Origin of the sequence: Kitasatospora sp. NPDC057940, from assembly GCF_042887425.1 — a bacterium.
Classification (GTDB): domain Bacteria; phylum Actinomycetota; class Actinomycetes; order Streptomycetales; family Streptomycetaceae; genus Kitasatospora.
In genome coordinates, this window is record NZ_JBHVPH010000036.1 from 37311 (window position 1) to 54676 (window position 17366).

At 75.4% G+C, this 17366-nt stretch carries 16 protein-coding genes; 6 read left to right on the forward strand and 10 right to left on the reverse strand.

Annotated elements, in window-relative coordinates; all coding sequences use genetic code 11:
* Positions 1-90: 90 nt before the first annotated feature.
* Positions 91-1572, reverse strand: coding sequence for a hypothetical protein (locus tag ACFVTF_RS34490; RefSeq protein WP_371521187.1), 1482 nt, complete (start codon positions 1570-1572; stop codon positions 91-93).
* A 473-nt stretch (positions 1573-2045) separates the two neighbouring features.
* Between ACFVTF_RS34490 and ACFVTF_RS34495 the strand changes: the two genes are divergently transcribed.
* Positions 2046-3263 carry a phosphotransferase gene (locus tag ACFVTF_RS34495; protein ID WP_371521186.1) on the forward strand — a complete coding sequence of 406 codons (1218 nt, stop codon included), beginning with the start codon at positions 2046-2048 and terminating at the stop codon, positions 3261-3263.
* A 36-nt stretch (positions 3264-3299) separates the two neighbouring features.
* Here ACFVTF_RS34495 and ACFVTF_RS34500 read toward each other — a convergent pair whose 3' ends face one another.
* From ACFVTF_RS34500 to ACFVTF_RS34510, 3 genes are all read right to left on the reverse strand, one after another.
* Entirely contained in the window at positions 3300-4583 is a 1284-nt protein-coding gene (locus tag ACFVTF_RS34500; RefSeq protein WP_387817971.1) for an acyl-CoA dehydrogenase family protein, read from the reverse strand.
* Positions 4584-4901: 318 nt separating this feature from the next.
* A complete protein-coding gene (locus tag ACFVTF_RS34505; RefSeq protein ID WP_063350170.1) occupies positions 4902-5396 on the reverse strand; it encodes a hypothetical protein in 495 nt (164 codons plus the stop codon).
* Between the two features lie 720 nt (positions 5397-6116).
* Positions 6117-6356: a DUF397 domain-containing protein gene (locus ACFVTF_RS34510; protein ID WP_387817985.1), complete on the reverse strand. Its 240-nt coding sequence runs from the start codon at positions 6354-6356 to the stop codon at positions 6117-6119.
* 476 nt (positions 6357-6832) lie between these two features.
* On the opposite strand from ACFVTF_RS34510, the gene ACFVTF_RS34515 reads away from it, so the two are divergent.
* A complete protein-coding gene (locus tag ACFVTF_RS34515; protein ID WP_371522959.1) occupies positions 6833-7240 on the forward strand; it encodes a PTS-dependent dihydroxyacetone kinase phosphotransferase subunit DhaM in 408 nt (135 codons plus the stop codon).
* Positions 7241-7359: 119 nt separating this feature from the next.
* Here the strand turns inward: ACFVTF_RS34515 and ACFVTF_RS34520 are convergent, their stop codons facing one another.
* The 3 genes from ACFVTF_RS34520 to ACFVTF_RS34530 all read right to left on the reverse strand — a co-directional run bounded on the left by ACFVTF_RS34520 (position 7360) and on the right by ACFVTF_RS34530 (position 9025).
* Entirely contained in the window at positions 7360-7848 is a 489-nt protein-coding gene (locus ACFVTF_RS34520; RefSeq protein WP_363586869.1) for an NUDIX domain-containing protein, read from the reverse strand.
* Positions 7849-7914: 66 nt separating this feature from the next.
* Entirely contained in the window at positions 7915-8424 is a 510-nt protein-coding gene (locus ACFVTF_RS34525; RefSeq protein ID WP_371521179.1) for a sugar transferase, read from the reverse strand.
* Between the two features lie 328 nt (positions 8425-8752).
* Positions 8753-9025, reverse strand: coding sequence for a hypothetical protein (locus tag ACFVTF_RS34530; RefSeq protein WP_350884215.1), 273 nt, complete (start codon positions 9023-9025; stop codon positions 8753-8755).
* 373 nt (positions 9026-9398) lie between these two features.
* Here ACFVTF_RS34530 and ACFVTF_RS34535 point away from each other — a divergent pair, with 373 nt between their 5' ends.
* Positions 9399-10424: a polysaccharide deacetylase family protein gene (locus ACFVTF_RS34535; protein WP_371521176.1), complete on the forward strand. Its 1026-nt coding sequence runs from the start codon at positions 9399-9401 to the stop codon at positions 10422-10424.
* A gap of 399 nt (positions 10425-10823) precedes the next feature.
* Here ACFVTF_RS34535 and ACFVTF_RS34540 read toward each other — a convergent pair whose 3' ends face one another.
* A complete protein-coding gene (locus ACFVTF_RS34540; protein WP_387817973.1) occupies positions 10824-11609 on the reverse strand; it encodes a glutamate racemase in 786 nt (261 codons plus the stop codon).
* Positions 11610-11666: 57 nt separating this feature from the next.
* Between ACFVTF_RS34540 and ACFVTF_RS34545 the strand changes: the two genes are divergently transcribed.
* Together ACFVTF_RS34545 and ACFVTF_RS34550 are read left to right on the forward strand one after the other, a co-directional pair.
* Positions 11667-12815 (forward strand): glycosyltransferase, encoded by a 1149-nt coding sequence (locus tag ACFVTF_RS34545; RefSeq protein WP_371521170.1) that lies wholly within the window; start codon positions 11667-11669, stop codon positions 12813-12815.
* 57 nt (positions 12816-12872) lie between these two features.
* Positions 12873-13619, forward strand: coding sequence for an SAM-dependent methyltransferase (locus tag ACFVTF_RS34550; protein WP_387817974.1), 747 nt, complete (start codon positions 12873-12875; stop codon positions 13617-13619).
* Positions 13620-13669: 50 nt separating this feature from the next.
* On the opposite strand, the gene ACFVTF_RS34555 is transcribed toward ACFVTF_RS34550, so the two are convergent.
* Positions 13670-14344 (reverse strand): thiol:disulfide interchange protein DsbA/DsbL, encoded by a 675-nt coding sequence (locus ACFVTF_RS34555; RefSeq protein ID WP_387817975.1) that lies wholly within the window; start codon positions 14342-14344, stop codon positions 13670-13672.
* 127 nt (positions 14345-14471) lie between these two features.
* Positions 14472-15725 carry a glycosyltransferase family 4 protein gene (locus ACFVTF_RS34560; RefSeq protein WP_387817976.1) on the reverse strand — a complete coding sequence of 418 codons (1254 nt, stop codon included), beginning with the start codon at positions 15723-15725 and terminating at the stop codon, positions 14472-14474.
* 323 nt (positions 15726-16048) lie between these two features.
* On the opposite strand from ACFVTF_RS34560, the gene ACFVTF_RS34565 reads away from it, so the two are divergent.
* Positions 16049-17179 carry a glycosyltransferase family 4 protein gene (locus ACFVTF_RS34565; RefSeq protein WP_387817977.1) on the forward strand — a complete coding sequence of 377 codons (1131 nt, stop codon included), beginning with the start codon at positions 16049-16051 and terminating at the stop codon, positions 17177-17179.
* The last annotated feature ends 187 nt before the right edge of the window (positions 17180-17366 follow it).

Consider the following 17366-nt stretch of genomic DNA (forward strand, 5'->3'; position numbering starts at 1 on the left):
CTCCGGGCCCCTCACCACCTCCAAGTCTCCGGAACCCCAAGGCTCAGGACACCCAAGACTCAGGACACCCAAGGCTCAGGCCTCCGGGCCTCAGGACCGCTTCGGCCGCTTCTTCGCGTCCGCCGCCCGCAACTCCCGCCCCAGCTCGGCCCGCAGCTCGTCCACCACCGGCAGGCCCCGGTAGCGCGCGGTCAGCCGGTACATCTCGCGCAGCCGGTCCCAGGTCCGGTGCGAGGAGTTCTGGCCGATCAGGTTCATCACCATCTTGGCCTGGAACTCCGCCGCGTCCGGCTCGCCGCTCAGCCAGTGCACCGAGGCCAGGGTGATCCGGTCGAACAGCGCCGAGCGCAGCTGCCCGGTGCCCTCCCGCAGGGTGATCACCCGCTCCGCGTGCCGCTGCGCCTGCGCCGCCGCCGAGGGGTCGTGCTCCGCCAGCGTGCGCAGCACCAGCGCCTGCATGCCGCGCAGTTCGGCCTCGTCGAACACCTGCATCCAGGACGGCGGCGGCTCCGGCGCGCCCTCGGCGAACAGGTCCTCGGCCTCGCCGAGCAGCCGCCAGGTGTCCTGGGAGTGCCCGATCGAGGCGTGCGCCCAGGCCTCGACGGTGTTCAGCATCGCGCGCGTTCTCGGCAGCACCTGGCCGCCGGCCGCCTTGGCCGCCGACATCAGGTCGATCGCGTCGTCGGCCCGGCCCAGGTGGACCATCTGCCGCGCGGCCCGGGAGATCGCCTCGCCGGCCCGCGGCCGGTCGCCGGCCTCCTTGGCCGACTCCGCCGCGATCATGAAGTACCGCTGGGCGGTGGGCTCCAGGCCCACGTCGTGCGACATCCAGCCCGCCAACACCGCCAGGTTGGCCGCGACCAGCCACAGCCGCTGCTCCACCGCCGGAGCGTGCCGGTGCGTCAGCAGACCTCCCACCTCGTTCAGTTGACCGACCACCGCCTTGCGCTGGAGCCCGCCGCCGCGCGCCGCGTCCCAGGCGCGGAACACCTGGACCGAGCGCTCCAGCGACTCCACCTCGTCGAGCCCGACCGGGCCCGCGTCGTACACGTCCACCGCGGGGCGCGCCCCGCCCTGGGTGATCACCTGGCGCGGCCCGGGGACGGAGGCCGCGTACGCGACCGCGTCCCCCCCGAGCCAGCCCTTCAACGAATCGGCGATGACCGTTCCGGCCGTGAGCGCGGCACCCGCGCCCACCAATCCACGTCGGTTCAGCATGAGGTCCATTCCCGTGAACTCGGTGAGGACCGCGGCCGTTCGATCCGGCGACCATGGCACTGCTGCGGACTGCGCCGCTCCGGACCTGGTGGGCCGGTGTCGTTCCAGACCGAGGTCCTCAGTGGTGACGACACGGCCGAGCCGCTCCGTGAACACGGCCGCCAGCACCCTCGGCACCGGATCCCGGGGGATCTCCCCCTGCTCGATCCAGCGCCGTACCCTCGACGTGTCGGTGGACAGCTGCTGCTGCCCCATCGCGGCACCCCGACGGTTGACCAGCCGCGCGAGTTCGCCCTTCGACCAACCGGTCAGGACGAACAAGTCAGCGAGTCGGGTGTTGGGTTCCCTGCTCAACGAAGCCCCCAGGTTCCTCGGCTGATTCGAGGCTAGAGGCTCCGGCAAGTGCCAGGCGAGCATTCGCCACCGTTCGCCAGGGCCCGCCAGACTACTAAGCCAGTGCGCCGCGGGTGTGTTGTAGGGGTGCGCCACCTCGCCCCCGGGTCGGGCGGCGTCCCACCGGCGTCGGGGCAGTCCCCCGACCGTGGCACGGGACGCTCCCGGTCCTCACCCGAGGGGGTGGCGCGGCCGGGTGGCGCGGGGGCGCCGGGCACGGCCACGGCAGTCCGGCCGACCGTACTCCCCAGGGTGCGGACGGCCGGAGCACCGCCGTCGTCCGGGTCTCACGACCCCGCGTCCGTGCCCGGCGCCCGCGCACCACCCACCGCACCGAGTCAGGGCCGCCGTCACGCCAGGAAGCACGCGGCACCGGCCCTCCCCGCACCGCGGGGCGCACCTGCCGACGGACAGAAAGGGACCTCCCTCACCCCATGTACTCCTCAGCGACGACCCCCTCGCCGACCGCGACCCGCACCGCGCTGCGCCCCCCCACCGCAGCCGCCGGGCGCCCCGGGCCGAAGCAGGTGCCCCCGTCGAGCCGCCCGGTGGCTCCGCACGGCACCGACGGCCGGTCCACGGACGCCCGGGTCCCGTCCGGCCGTACGGCGCTGGGGCTCCGCGGCCCCGAAGCGGCCCCTGCCGTCGGCGGCCGGCTCCCGCTGGCCCGCCAGGCCGACGGCCGGGTGCTGCGCCCGCCGCACCGGCCCGGCCAGATCGGCGGCGGCCCCGAGCGGATCGACCCGTCGGCGCTGCAGACCCCGGCGGTGCGGGCCGCGCTGGCGAGCGTCGCGCGGATATGTCCCGCGTTCACCCCGCGTCAGGTGCTGCGCGAGGGCAGCCGCCACATCCTGGTGGCGGGCACCATCGGGCGGGCCCCGGTGGTCGCCAAGTGCCTGGCGCCGCAGGCGGTGCGGAGTGGGTACTTCGAGCAGTTGGTGGCCGACTTCCACCACGAGGTCGCGGTCTACCGGGCGTTCGTCCGGCACCGCCCGCCGGTGCGGCTGCCCCGGTTGGTCGCCGCCGACCACGACCGCTGCGTGCTCGTCATGGAGCGCGTTCCCGGGCGCCCGGCGGCGCGGGAGCGCCACCCGGTCAACGCGCCCACCCCGGGCGAGGTGCGGGCGCTGCTGACCGCCGTCCGGACGCTCAACCTGTGGCGGCCGCCGACCGACGTGTTCCAGCCACGCATGGACTACCCGATGGAGATCGCCCGTTACCACTCGGTGGGCCAGCTCACCGACCGGGACGCCGGCGACCTGCGCGGCCTGCTGCACGGCCTCGGCCACACCCCGCTCCAGCTCTGCCACGGCGACGCCCTGCTCAGCAACATGCTGCTGGCGCCGTCCGGCCCGGTGCTGGTCGACTGGGAGCAGGCCGGCTGGTACCTGCCCGGCTACGACCTGGCGGTGCTGTGGAGCGTGCTGTCCGGCGACACCGCGGCGCGCCGCCAGATCAGCCAACTCGCCCAGAGCGGCGGCACGCTGGCCCGGGACGCGTTCCTGGTCAACCTGGTGCTGGTGCTGATGCGGGAGATCCGGCTGTACGACGTGCCGGGCGCCGGCGAGGAGCAGCGGATCATGATCCGCCGGCTCTACGACGACGCCGCGCTCGCCCGCCGGGCCGTCCGGGCCGCGGTCGGCACCCGCTGAGGCTCCGGGCCCCGAGCCCCCGGGGCCCGGAATCCGCTACGGCCGGCCGCCGCGCTCCAGGGCGGCCCGGCCGGCGGCCTCCAGGACGGCCTCGTCCGGGGCGAGGTGCACCCGGCTGCTCAGCACGTCCCGCAGGTAGCGCTCCAGCGGGTGACGCCGGCTCAGGCCGGGGTTGCCGGTGAGCGAGACCGCCTGCTGGACCGCCGTCGTCGCGGCCCGGGTGGCCAGCAGGTGGGCCGGTCCGGTCCGGGCGACCGCGTCCGGCTCTCCCCGGTCCACCCGGGGGGCCAGCCCCTCGACCAGTTCCTCGGCGCCGATCAGCTGGGCCTCGATCTCGCCGAGGGCGCAGCGGTAGCGGGGCAGGGTGCCGAGCGGCTCGGTCAGATTGGCCGGAGTGCGCTGGTTGAGGAAGCGGATCAGCCAGGACTGGGCGGCGCGGGCCACCCCGATCGCCACCGCGGAGAGTGCCAGATCGTGCCAGGCGAGGGAGAGTTCGGCGGCCTCGGCCGCGTCCGCCGCGCCGCCCTTGGGAGCGGTGAGGCCGAGTGCGAGCTCGGTCGGCACCCGGACCTGCTCCAGCACCACGTCGTGGCTGGCGCTGGCCCGCAGGCCGACCTGGTCCCAGGTCGGGTCGATCTCCAGGCCCTCGCTCTCGCCGCGGACCAGGAACGTCCCGACCCTCGGCTCCGGCTCGTCGGTCCGCGCGGTCACCGCCATCCAGGCCAGCGCCTCGGCGCCGGTGCAGTACGTCTTCCGGCCCGTCAGCAACCAGCCCTCGCCGTCCCGTCGGGCCACCGTGTCCGGCAGCGCTCCGGGCCGGCCGCCGGGCTCCGCGCGCAGCGTGTTGACCAGGGCGGGCCCGCGCCGGGACTCGGTGAGCAGCCGCCGGTAGCCCGCCGTCGGCCAGGCCGCCCGGCGGGCCTGCTCGGCGTGCTGGAGCAGCGTGCAGGCGGTGACCACGGCCACCGAGGCGTCCCCGCGGCCGAGTTGGGCCAGCACCCGGACGGTGTCGGCGAGCGTGCCGCCCGGTCCGCCGTACCGCTGGGAGACGGTCAGGGTGAGCAGTCCGGCCTCGTGCACCGCCTCGATGCCCTGGTACGGGAAGGTGGCGTCGCGGTCGTGCTCCTCGGCGCGGGCGGAGAGCAGGTCGACCACCCGGGGCAGTCCGGCGAGGGCGGCGGCGACGGCCGAGCGGTCGGGCGCGGGAGCGGGCGCGGGGTGGCCGGAATCCGATGCTCCCGAGACGGCGCCGGGCACGGCGGCGGCCGCGGTGTCGGACGGGCGGTCCGCGGGCGAACGGTCAGCGGCGGTGGTCGTCATGGTGCTGGGGCCTCCGGGCGGCAGCGTGGGCGCGGCAGATGCGGGCGGCACGCCGGACGGGCGCGCGGTACCGGACGGGCGGCCCCGGAGGTCGGTTCACGGCCCGCCCCCTGATTCGGCGCCGACCACGAACGGCCGACCGCCCGCCGCCTCGGGGACGAATTCCCCCTCAGTGGCCCGGACACACCGCGCTGGCGGTGCGCCGCAGGTCCAGGTAGCTGCGACGGGTCAGCAGCGGGAGACGGCACGACATGTTCGCGACTGTACGAACCCGTGATCGAAACCGTCAAGCGACGTCCGAGCCCTGGTCGAGGCCGGTCAGCCCTGCTGGAACATGTCGGCCGGGAGCGGCTTCAGCAGCTGATACAGGTCGTCCGAAATCGGTCGGTCCCAGGACGCGATGGTGACCTGCACGCCGTCGCTGCGCCCGAACTGGGCGCAGAACACCCGCTCCTCGCTGACCTTGACCTTCTTCACGATCAGCAGGTCGTCCCCGAGCATCACCGGGAAGTCCTCGGCCGAGACGAAGTCGACCGGCTCGTCGTTCTCCAGCGCCGCGAGCAGCTGCCGCACCTCGAAGGGCACGCTGTCACCGGTCTCCCGGGCGGGCGAGCCCTCGGGGAGGTTGCCGATGAACATCGCCGGGCCTCTGCCGCCGAACAGGTCGTAGCGCAGGAAAATCCCCTGGCAGGAGCCGTCCGGGCCGGTCATCATGGCCGCACCGAAGTCGCCGGGCCAGTCACCCGGGTCCATCGCGAGCACGTCGAAGTCCGGGCCGGCGGGCTGTCCGGAGCGACGGCGGAGAAAAGACATGGGAACATCGTACGTGCCCGGCACACCACGCTCGCGAGGTGGGTGGGGCACCGTCGGGAGATCGACGCTCAGAGACCAATGTTGACTCTGAGCAACCGTCCGGGCTACGTTCGGTTCAGCACGACAGCCGTTCTGGGTTTCACCCTCCGGGGGGACGGCATGTCGCAACGCGGCCCTACACGCGTTTCCCTCACTGTGCACATTGTCGTGCCGAACTGCCGAGCACCCAGCTTCGTCGTCGCACACAGCACAGCACACAAGCCAACAGTTCCATCACCACAAGCCAGATCCGCGGGGCCCCGGCCCGTCGCTCCCGCGGATCTTGCTCGGGACGCCGCCGCGTGGGGGCGTGCGGGTCCCGAGCAAACGGTGTCGCCGCCGAGTCGCTCTCGGCGTCGACGCCAGCCTCCCGGCGACTGCCGGCCCCTCACGGGGCCGGGACCGGCCGACGCACCCCCGGTGCGCAGGGGATGACTGGGAGGATGGCCTGGCAACACTGCCGGGTCGCACAGCAGGCGCCGTGTCTGGCCGCGTGGGGGCGGTGGGCACGGCGTCTGCCTGTGCTCATACTCTGAGCTGCGTTTGTCTAACAGTCAACAGAAATTCTGACGGGGCACGTTCAATAGATCATCAGTTGTGATGTTCGGGGCCGGAATCGACCGCGGAGCGGGCCCCGATCCGACGGGGCCCGCTCCGCGGTCGTACGACGATCGCCCGGGCTCAGGTGAGGTCGAACTCGCCGTCCCGGGCACCGAGCACGAAGGCCCGCCACTCCCCCGGCGTGAACACCAGGACCGGACCGTCCTCCTGGCGGCCGTCCCGCATCCCGATGTACCCGTCCACGAACGCGATCTGGACATCCCCGACGCCCTGGCTGCTGCACAGCCACTTCGCCCCGGTGAAGTCCACCTTCGGCTTCCCGCTCGGCGCCAGCTGCGGCTTCGCGCCGCCCGCCTCCACGTCGATCCCGCTGTTGACTGCCACTACCCGGTCTCCTCCCGACGGCTTTCCCGGCCAGCCTAACCACACCCGCCCGCCCCGGTCAGCGGGTTGACGAGGACTCCACCAGCCGGGCCCGGACGCCGCCGGAGGACCGCTCAACGCGTGTCCCGCCCGACGGGGGCCACCGGAGCTGCCAGAGTGCTTGGCAGCGCGGGGGACCACCCCCCGCCGGCCGTACGCGGGCCCTCGACGGCCCGTCCCGGCCCCGCGGAACCCGATGCGCACCGGACGCGGCCCGCACCACCTCGCCCAGCACCGCCCAGCACCACCCACCATCGCCCACCATCGCCCAGAGGGAGCAGCCGATGAGCCGCCGGGACGGCACCCGCGCCGATGTCATCCCCATCTCCGACGCCCCCTCGGCCCACCCCCCGGCGCCCCGCACGCCACCCGCGCCCGCCACGCTGCCCCGGCCCGCCTCCGGCCGGCCCCCCGTGCACGGCCGGGTCGGGATCGTCCTGGTGTCGCACAGCCAGGAACTGGCCATCGCGGTGCGCACCCTCGCGCTCGCACTGACCGGATCCGACTCCCCCGCCCCGATCGCCGCGACCGGCGGGGACCAGGGCGGCCCCGGCATCAGCGCGGTCCTGGTGGCCGCCGCCACCCGCCGGGTCGACCAGGGCCACGGGGTCGTGGTGCTCGCCGACCTGGGCAGCGCCGTCACCACCGTGCGCGCCCTGCTGTCCGACGCCGACGAGCACGGCCTCCCGTTCCCGGTCCGCTTCGCGAACGCGCCGTTCGTCGAGGGCGCGGTGGCGGCCACCGCCACCGCCACCGCGGGCGGCGACCTCGCCGCCGTCCTGGACGCCGCGGAGGAGGCCTACCGGCAGCGCAAGGGCTGAGCGGCCTCGCGAACTCCCCCCACCCGGGGTGACCGGGCGGCTACCATCGGCGAAGGGTCCGGGCTCCCGGCCCGCCCGGGGAGGGGAGGCGAGGTTGCGGACCGTCCGCCGTGCGCCGGTCAGGGGCGCTCCTTGCCCTCCCACACGAAGACCGTCGACCCCTCGCACTCCAGCGCGTGGCGCAGCCGCTCGTGCTCGACCTCGATCATCGGCGGCAGCCCGTCCAGCGGGTACCAGCCGACCTCCAGCGACTCGTCGTCGTTCACCCTCGCCTCGCCGCCGACCGCCCGGCACCGGAAGGTCAGCACCAGGTACTGCGTCACGTCGCCGTTCGGGTAGGTGACCTGCGGCGAGACGGTGACCGAGGCGAGCAGTTCGGGCACCGCCACCACTCCGCTCTCCTCCAGGCACTCCCGCACCACGCCGTCGGCGGGCTGCTCACCGGGGTCGAGGATGCCGCCGACCGGCGCCCACCTCCCGTCGTCGGCCCGTCGGGCCAGCAGCACCCGGCCGCGGTCGTCCAGGACGACGGCGACGACGGCGGTCAGCCAGAGCGGACGGGTGCCCACCAGGGCACGGAGATCGGCGAGGAAGGGGGGAATGGCCATGCGCCGCAGCCTAGGGCCTGTGCGGCGGGGCCCCGGGCCGACGCCACCGACGTACGGCGCGCGGGCTCATCGCGCGAGGCCGCCCTCCGGGCGCAGCAGGGCCAGCACGGTCAGCCCGAGGATCCGCAGGTCGAGCCGGAGCGAGCGGTGCTCCACGTACCAGAGGTCGAGTTCGGCCCAGTCCGGCCGGGCGAGCGGGTGGCGGGCCTGGAGTTGGGCCCAGCCGGTCAGTCCGGGCCGGACGTCGAGCCGGCCGCGCTCGCGGCGGGAGTAGCGGACCACCTGGTCGGGGCGGACGGGCCGGGGGCCGATCACCCCCATCTCGCCGCGGGCGACGTTCCACAGCCGGGGCAGCTCGTCCAGGCCGGTCCGGCGGAGCAGCGCGCCGAGCCGCCCTCCCCGGCTGGTCCGGAAGCGGAGGACCTGGAACTCCCGGCCGTGCCGTCCGGCCCGGGTCAGCCGCAGGAGCACCGGGCCGCGCGCCGTGCAGCGCAGCAGGGCGGCGATCACCAGGGCCAGCGGGAGCGCGACGATCCCCGCCAGGGCGGCGAGGGCGAGGTCCCCGCCGCGCCTCATCCGGCGGACGCGGTGGTGCGCGGTGCGCCGTCCGGCTTCCCGCCCGGCTCACCGACCGGATCGGACGTGGCGCTGCCGCCCATCTCTTCCCCTCCACGGCACCGTCGGGTCCACGGCACCGTCGAGCCGCAAGAACGCATTCACAGTAGGGGCGCCTCGGAGCCGTGGCCCGGGAATGGTCAAAGAAGTGGGCAGAGGATTGTCCGACAGGCCGAAATTCGGTCGATCTGACCAATATTGCTCGATCTGCTGCTCGATCTGCCGCCTGGAATGCCGAGGGCAATCGAAGGACAGCCGTCCGCCGAAGGCCGGCCGGTCGCCGGGGCGGTCAGAGCGCGGCGCGGCGGCGGTACCGCAGCAGCCCGAACGCGATCCGGCCGAGCAGCAGCACTCCCGCGGCCAGACAGCCCGCCACCGCCATCGCCCAGGCCGGACCGTCACTGTCCGGAACGATCACCGCCACCACAATGCCCAGCGCGAGGCAGGCCAAACCCACCATCGCCAGCGGAAGCTGGTGGGTGACCAGGGCGCCACCACTCCACGCACGGGCCATCCTGGTCGCGCCGTGCAGGTGGAAGGGATCACGGTCCGCATCTGCCATGAGCCCAAGGTACCCCCGGCGAACGCCGGCGGCAGCCCGCGGGGAGTGAACGTTCGACCACCCGGTGCGACCGGCCCGCCGACCTCGCCCGAGCCCCCCGCGGCCCGGCCCCGGTCGTGCATTCCGGCTCCACAATCAGTCCACATCAGTTCACATCAGTCCACGAAAAATCCTCGTCCCCCCGGTACAACCATCCGCTCGGTGCAGCGGTCTCAATGGCATTGAGCGATCCAGGAGCCGTTCGCGGGAAGGGTGCGAGCCCCCCACCGCGGACCGGAATACCCAGGAGGCGGAGCCGCCGCTTCCTGGAGTCGGAGGCCGGGCTCCGTCCTCCGGCGGTACCGCCACGCCGCTCGGCGACCGAGGGGGAACCGTGCCGCAGTCCCAGTCCACCACGTCGATCTCCATGGCCCCCACCAGGCCCGTCCCGTTCGTGCGCCCGCTGCCGACGGCCACCCGCCGCCACCCGACCGCCGACCGGGGCCGGGCAGACGCGCGGGGCGAATGGCTGCGGTTCGCCCCCGTCCAGCCCCTGTTCCGCGCCCGCGCCGCACAACGCCTCGCCGTCCTCGCCTACCACGGCGTCACCGACCACCGGTCCTTCGGCGCCCAGCTCGACCGGCTCCGAAGACTGGCCACCCCGGTCTCGCTCACCGCCGTCCTCCAAGCCGTCACCGAACAGCGCCCGCTGCCGCCCCGCAGCGTCCTGGTCACCTTCGACGACGCCGACCGCAGCGTCCTCACCCACGCCCTGCCCGCCCTCGACGCCCGCGGCATCCCCGCCACCGCCTTCGTCATCTCCGAGCTCATCGGCACCGAACGCCCCTTCTGGTGGCACGAGGCCGACTTCCTCGCCCGGCACGGCGGCCGTGCCCGCTCGCTCGACTGCGGGCACCCCTCCCAGCTGCTCCCCCGGCTCAAGGCCATGCCCGACCCCGACCGGCGGCGCAGCCTGCACGAGCTACGGGTCAGCGCCGACCGCCGCCCACCCCGCCAGGAACAGCTCACCCCCGCCGACCTGCTCGCCCTGCGCGACGGCGGCGTCGCCATCGGCAACCACACCCAGGGGCACCCCTGCCTCGGCCGCTGCGACGACGCCACCGTCCGTGCCGAGATCACCGGCGCCCACGAAGCCCTCACCCACTGGCTCGGCGAACCCCCGACCGCCTTCGCCTATCCGGACGGCGGGCACGACCCGCGGGCCGAAGCCGTCCTCCAGGAGCTCGGCTACCGCCTCGGCTTCCTCTCCGACCACCGGCTCGGCCCCCGCATCCCCTCCCATCCGCTCCAGATCAGCCGGCTCCAGGTCGACTCCACCACCAGCACCCGCCGCTTCGACACCATCCTCTCCGGCCTCGAACCCGCCTACCGCCGCTGGCGCCGCCAAGCCGTCGCCTGACCGGCCGGGACGCGCGGGGGACGTAGGGGCAAAAATGAGCCCCGCCTCGGGGATCGGCGCGGGGTCTCTTGGGGGGCTAAATTTGGCCCTGCCTCGGCGGCCAACCACCCGCCCGTGGGGCAAAGTTTTGCCCCACGGGCACAGAACGTCGGGCAGGCCGACCTCCTGCGTCAGCCGCCCCGGCCGGGCCGCCCCCGTGGAAGACCGGGACGGCCGACCAGCACGCGGCCCCTCGCCCGACTCCCGGGCGTTGGAGGGCAAAGAATGGCCCCTCAAGTCCTGGCAGAGAACCTGCCCTCGGCTGCCCCGGACGGGGATCAGCTGCGGTGGCCTTCCGCGCGGGCCCAAGGGCGGACCGCCGGCGGGCGAAACTTGGCCCGTCGGCGGTGAGGGTGGCGGTCACGCCGGCAGCGCGCTGCCCATCAGGGCGGCGAGGGTGCGCCCCTGGGGGTAGAGGAGTGCGGCCGGGGGAAGGGCCGCGGGGGCGCCGGCGTGGAGCACCGTGATGGTGCCGGCGCCGGTACGGGTGGGGTCCGCGACGCGGCGCAGGGCCTGGGCGGCGACGGCGTCGGCGGAGCCGTGCAGGGTGAGCGCCGGGGAGGCGGTGGGGGCGACGGCGGCACGGATGCGGTCGTCGACCAGTTCGTAGTGCGTGCAGCCGAGGACGATCGCGGCGGTGCCGGCGGGGGTGCGGGCGGCGGCGTCGGCGATGGCGGCGGTGATGCCGGCGTCGTCGCCGTGCTCGATGGCGTCGGCGAGGCCGGGGCAGGCGACCTCGGTCACGTCCGCGGTGCCGCCGAAGTCCCGGATCAGGCCGCGCTGGTAGGCGCTGCCGGTGGTGGCCGGAGTGGCCCAGATGGCGACGGAGCCGCCGAAGGCGGCGGCGGGCTTGATCGCCGGGACGGTGCCGACGACGGGCAGCCCGGGTTCGAGTTCGGCCCGGAGGGTGGCGAGCGCGTGCACGGAGGCGGTGTTGCAGGCGATGACCAGCGCGTCCGGTTCGAGCGCCGCGGCGGCGAGCGAGCAGCCTCGGGCGAGGTCGGTGACCTCCTCGGGGGTGCGCGGCCCCCAGGGCATCGAGGCCGGGTCGGAGGAGAGCACCAGATCGACGTCCGGGCGCAGCTTCCGAAGGGCGGCGGCGGCGGCCAGCAGGCCGATTCCGGAGTCCATCAGTGCGATCTTCACGGGGCAAGACTTTAGTCGATCCGCCCGATCCGGCCGGTTCTGCGGCAAACTGCGGGAGTGACCGTCCTGTTCTGGATCGCCGCGTCCTCCCTGCTGGTCTGGCTCTGGTTGGCGTGCTGCCACGGGCTGTTCTGGCGCACCGATGTGCGGCTTCCGCCGCGCCGTCCGCCGGTTCGCTGGCCGCAGGCGGTGGTGGTGGTGCCGGCCCGGGACGAGGCGCAGGTGCTGCCGGTGAGCCTGCCGACGCTGCTGGCGCAGAAGTACCCGGGGCGGGCGCGGGTGATCCTGGTGGACGACCACAGTTCGGACGGCACGGGCGCGGTGGCGGCGGAGCTGCGGACGATGGACGGGCTGGAGCTGACCGTCACGACCCCTCCCCCGCTGCCCCCGGGGTGGACGGGCAAGTTGTGGGCGCTGCGGCACGGGGTGGAGCTGGCCGGTCCGGACGTCGAGTACCTGCTGCTGACGGACGCGGACATCGCGCACGGGCCGGACTCGCTGGCGGAGCTGGTGGCTGCGGCGGAGAGCAACGGGCTGGACCTGGTGTCGCAGATGGCCCGGCTGCGGGTGGAGACCGGCTGGGAGCGGCTGATCGTGCCGGCCTTCGTCTACTTCTTCGCGCAGCTGTACCCGTTCCGCCGGAGCAACCGGCCCGGTGGGCGGACGGCGGCCGCGGCGGGCGGCTGCTCGCTGGTGCGGCGGGAGGCGCTGGAGCGGGCCGGCGGGGTGGCCGCGATCCGGGGCGCGGTGATCGACGACGTGTCGCTGGCGCGGGCGGTGAAGTCCTCGGGCGGGCGGACCTGGCTGGGGCTGGCCGGGGCGGTGGACAGCGTCCGGCCGTACCCGCGGCTGGAGCAGCTGTGGCGGATGGTGTCGCGCAGCGCGTACGCCCAGTTGCGGCATTCGCCGCTGCTGCTGCTCGGGACGGTGCTGGGGCTGGGGCTGGTGTACCTGGTGCCGCCGGTGGCCGCGGTGACCGGGCTGGTCGCGGGGGCGCCGGCGGTGGCGGTGGCCGGCGGGGCGGCCTGGGCGCTGATGGCGGGCACCTACCTGCCGATGGTGCGGTACTACCGGCAGCCGGCGCCGGCCGTGCTGCTGCTGCCCTTCACGGCGGGCCTGTACCTGCTGATGACGGTGGACTCGGCGGTGCAGCACTGGCGGGGCCGGGGCGCGGCGTGGAAGGGCCGGACGTACTCACGGGCCTGAGCGTTCCGGGGTCCGAATTCGCGGGCACGGCGGTCCGGTTGGCTCCATACTGCTCGGATGGACCGCCAGAGGATCTCCCGTCTCGCCCATGCCCACCACCCGATCGCGGCACCGCTGACGGACGAGTCGGTGGCCCTGCTGCTGGACCGCGCGACCGCCGGGGCGGCGGACGGCCGGGCGCTGGACCTCGGCTGCGGCGAGGGGGCGTGGCTGGTCCGGGCGCTGGCGGCGCGTCCGCGCTGGCGGGCGGTGGGGGTCGATCTGGACGCGGCGGCGCTGACCCGGGCCAGGGAGGCGGCGACCGCGCTCGGCGTGGTGCGCCGGATCGGCCTGCACCACGTGGACGCACGGCAGTTCAGCTCGGTCGAGCCCTTCGACCTGGTGCTGTGCGTCGGTGCCACCCACGCCTTCGGCGGGCTGCTGCCGACGCTGGCGGCGGCCCGCGAACACCTGGCCCCGGGCGGGCGGGTGCTGGTCGGCGAGGGCTTCTGGGAGCGGGAGCCGTCCCGGGCGGCCCTGGACGGGCTGGGCGCGGCCCGGGGCGACTACGCGGACCTGGCGACCACCACGGACCGGGTGCTGGCGGACGGCTGGACACCGGTGTCCGGGTACGTGAGCAGCCCGCAGGAGTGGGACGACTACGAGTTCGCGTGGACGGGCGCGCTGGCCGAGTGGGCGCTGGAGCACCCGGACGACCCCGACGCGGCGGCCGCCCGGGAGGCCGCGGACCGGCACCGGCGGGAGTGGCTGCACGGCTACCGGGGGACGCTCGGCTTCGTGACGTATCTGCTGCGCCGGGACTGAACCGCCCGGCCGGGCCGCCGGAGGGCTGTTCGGCCCGGCCCGCGGCGGGCTCAGTGCCCGCGCAACTGCTCCTGCTGGACCAGGTAGTCCAGCACCTCGGGCATCGCCTCGACGCCGCCGGCCTTGCTCGGCGAAGTCCGGTACTCGCCCTGGACGACCACCGTCGGCAGCTCGTCGACGCCGTAGCGGACGAACTCGGCGGCGGCCTCGTCGACCGACCGCGCCACCTCGTCGGAGCGGTACGTCCGGCGGAAGAGCTGAGCGTCCACGCCGTGGTGTTCCGCCCAGTCGGTGGCGGTGGCCTCGGTGGTGAGGTCGGTCCGGTCGGTCTGCACCGAGCGGAAGACGCTGCTCTGCAGACGCTCGACCAGGCCCAGCCGCTCCAGCGTGTAGTACAGGCGCGCGTGGCCGCGCTGGGCGCCCTCGTCCGGGCTGCCGGGCCAGATCGCCGGGACGCGCCGCAGGGCGACGTCCGCGCGGTGCTTCTCGGCCCAGGCCTGCAGGGGCTGTTCGAGCTGCTGGGAGTGGAAGCAGTCGTACCAGAAGAACTCGGCCGCCTCCGTGCGGACGCTCTCGCGCACCGGCTGCGGACGGTCGAGCTTGACGAACTGGGAGCCCTCGGAGGGGGGTTGGTGACTCACCGCGCCGGCCTGGAGGGGGGACACGGCGATCCCGGCGGCGATGGCGAACAGGACGGTGGACCGCAGCAGCGACTTCGAGTTCACACCGGGAAGTGTGCTGGCGGCGGTTCGTTACCGTCGAGTTCGGCCGGGCGCGCTGGCCCGGATTCGCCCGATCGGCCCAGCCCGGCGCGCGACTCGACGCCGGGCCCGGTCCGCCGCCACAGGTCCGTCACGGACCGGTGCGCACCCCCGGGCCACCACCCCCCGCCCACACCTCGGCGACCAGCCCCTGCCAGGCGTCCACCACGGCCCCGAGCTCGAAGTGCTCCAACGCGTGCGCCCGGGCGGCCGCGCCGAGGCCCGCACGGTTGCACGCCAGCACCTTGGCCAGCGCCTCGGCGAGGGCGAGCGGGTCCCCGGGGGCGACGAGCGCGCCGGTGGCACCGTCCCGGACCACCTCGCGCACCCACCCGACGTCGGTGGCGACGGCGGGCACGCCGGCCAGCGCCGCCTCGATCAGCGCGCCGGGCACGCCCTCGCTGTCGCTGGTGAGCAGCAGCGCGTCGGCGGCCCGGTAGAGCGGCGCCGGGTCGGGCAGGGCGCCGAGGAAGTGGGCGCGGGCGGCGGCCGGGTGGCGGGCCAGCGTCTCGCGCAGCGGGCCGTCCCCGGCGATGGCCAGCCGGACGTCCGGCAGCCGGTCCAGGACGTCGAGGGCGAGGTCGAGCCGCTTCTCCGGGGCGATCGCGCCGATCCAGGCGACCAGCAGGACGTCGGCGGGCAGGCCGAGCGCGTGCCGGGCAGCGCGCCGGTCGGCCCGGCCGTCGGCGGGCGGATAGCTCTCGGCGGCCCGGGAGTTGGAGATCACGTGCACCTTGCCGTCGGGCAGCCGGAACTGCCCCTCCAGGACGGCGCGGGCCTCGTCGGTGAGCGTGGTGACGGCGGCCGCGCGGTGCATCAGCGCGCCGCCGCGCACCCGGCGCAGCCGGTTCGCCGTCCAGTAGCGGGGGTGGCCGACGGAGACGTAGACGAAGGGGGTGCGGGTGCCGGCCAGCGCGAGGGCGCAGGCCGCCAGGGTGTCGGAGCCGTGGGCGAGGACCACGTCGGCGCCGCGGGCGGCCGCGCGCAGCGCCCGCAGGGTGCCGGGGCGCAGGCGGCCGGAGCCGAGGACGGCGGCGCGTAAGTCCTCCTCGTCGGCGCGGGCGCCGGGGTGCGGGCCGGGCTGCCGGTCGAGCCCGTCGGGGCGGGCGCCCGGACCGGCTCCGGCGTGCACTCCGGTGCGGTCCGCGGCGCGGGGCCCGGGGAGGGCGGGCCCAGCGGCCTGGTGCGGGGTGAGGGCGCACAGCGCGGAGGCCTGGCCCCGGCGGCGCAGTTCCCGGTGGAGGTCACGGGCGAAGTTCTGGGCGCCGCCGCGGCGTGGATCACTGATCAGGTGCAGGACGCGGGGACGGGTTCCGGCCGGGTCGGCCGACGTATGGTCGGGCATGGACCGACCTTGGCACAGCGCCCCGCGCCGTACAGCCCCTTCGCGCAACCTGGTGGTGGCCCGTGCGCCCGCGTGAATACACCTGATGTGCGCTGCTCGACTGCGGCCGTGCGCCGGTTGCTCCCGTCGTGCGCCCTGTTCCGCCCCCTCTCGCCCTGCCTCACCCCGCCTCGCCTCGCCGCACCCCGGCGTCCGACCCCGGCCGCCGTACGGCTGGCGGGCCTGACGGCCACCTGCGATGCTGATCACCAGTCAGGGGGCGTCCGGCACGGGAGAACGGACGCGCCCGCAGCGGGCGGGGGTGGCCGGTGCAGGTGCTTCTGGTGGTCGACAGCGTGAACCGGGCCGGCGGGGCGGAGCGCGCCCTGGTCTCGATGGCTCCCCAACTGGTGCGCGCCGGCGTCACGTTGGACGTCGCCTACCTCTACGACTCCCCCGGCGGCTGGCAGCCGGAGCTGACCGCGGCGGGCGCCGCCGTGTTCGGCGTCGGCCGACCGACCGGGGCCGCCACCGCCGCCGCGCTGCGCCGGCTGATCCGCGAACGCCGGCCCGATCTCGTCCACACCGCCCGCCACGCCTCGGACGTGCTCGGCCGGGCCGCCGCCCTCGCCGCCCGCACCCCGGTGGTCTCCAGCCTGCTCGACCCGGCGTACGGACCGGAGCAGTCTGCGGCGCACGGGGCGAGCCCCTGGCGGATGCGCACCGCGCAGGCCCTGGACGCGGCCACCGCCCAGGGCGCCCGCCGCTTCCACGCGCTCACCCGGCACGTGGCCGGCACGATGGCGCGGCGGCTGCGCATCCCCCGGCGGCGGATCGACGTGGTGCCGCGCGGGCTCGACCCGGAGCTGCTGGGCACGGCCACCCCGGAGCGGCGGGCCGCCGTGCGCGGCGCCCTGGAGCTGGCGCAGGACGTGCCGGTGGTGCTGGCCGCCGCCGGCCAGCACCACCGCAAGGGCCTGGACGTGCTGTTGGCGTCCTGGCCGGCGGTCCGGCGCGCGCAGCCGGGGGCCGTCCTGCTGCTCGCCGGCGCGGCGGGCCCGGAGAGCGCACGGCTGCGGGCGCTCGCCGAGTCCGCCGGGAGCGTCCGGCTGCTCGGGCCGCGCGAGGACGTGGCCGATCTGATGGCCGCTGCCGACGTGCTCGCCGTGCCGTCCCGCTGGGCGGGTCAGGGCGGCACGGCGATCGAGGCGATGGGCGTCGGGGTGCCGCTGGTCTGCGCGGACGTGCCGGCGCTGCGCGAGACGGTCGGCTCGGAGGACTACGCCCGGCTGGTGGCGCCGGAGCGGCCGGCCGAACTGGCGGCGGCGGTCGTCGACACGCTGGACGACCGGGCGGCGGCGCGGGTGCGGGCGAAGGCCGCGCGGGCACGGTTCCTGGCCTCGTTCACGCTCTCCCAGGTGTCCGCGCACATGGTCGAGTTCTACGAGCGCGCGCTGCGGGTGCGGCCGCTCTGAACCCCTCCGGCCCGGGGGCGGCCGGATCGACCCGTACGCGGAGCGCCCGGGCTGCGCCCGGAACCGGCCGGCGCGCCCTGCGGCCGGTTACGCGGATCGGGTGAACGCGGTTGGACCTCGGCCCGGCCCGGTCGGCAGGATGTCCGGCCGGGGCGCCCGTCACGCTGCCTCATCTCCCCCTTCCCCG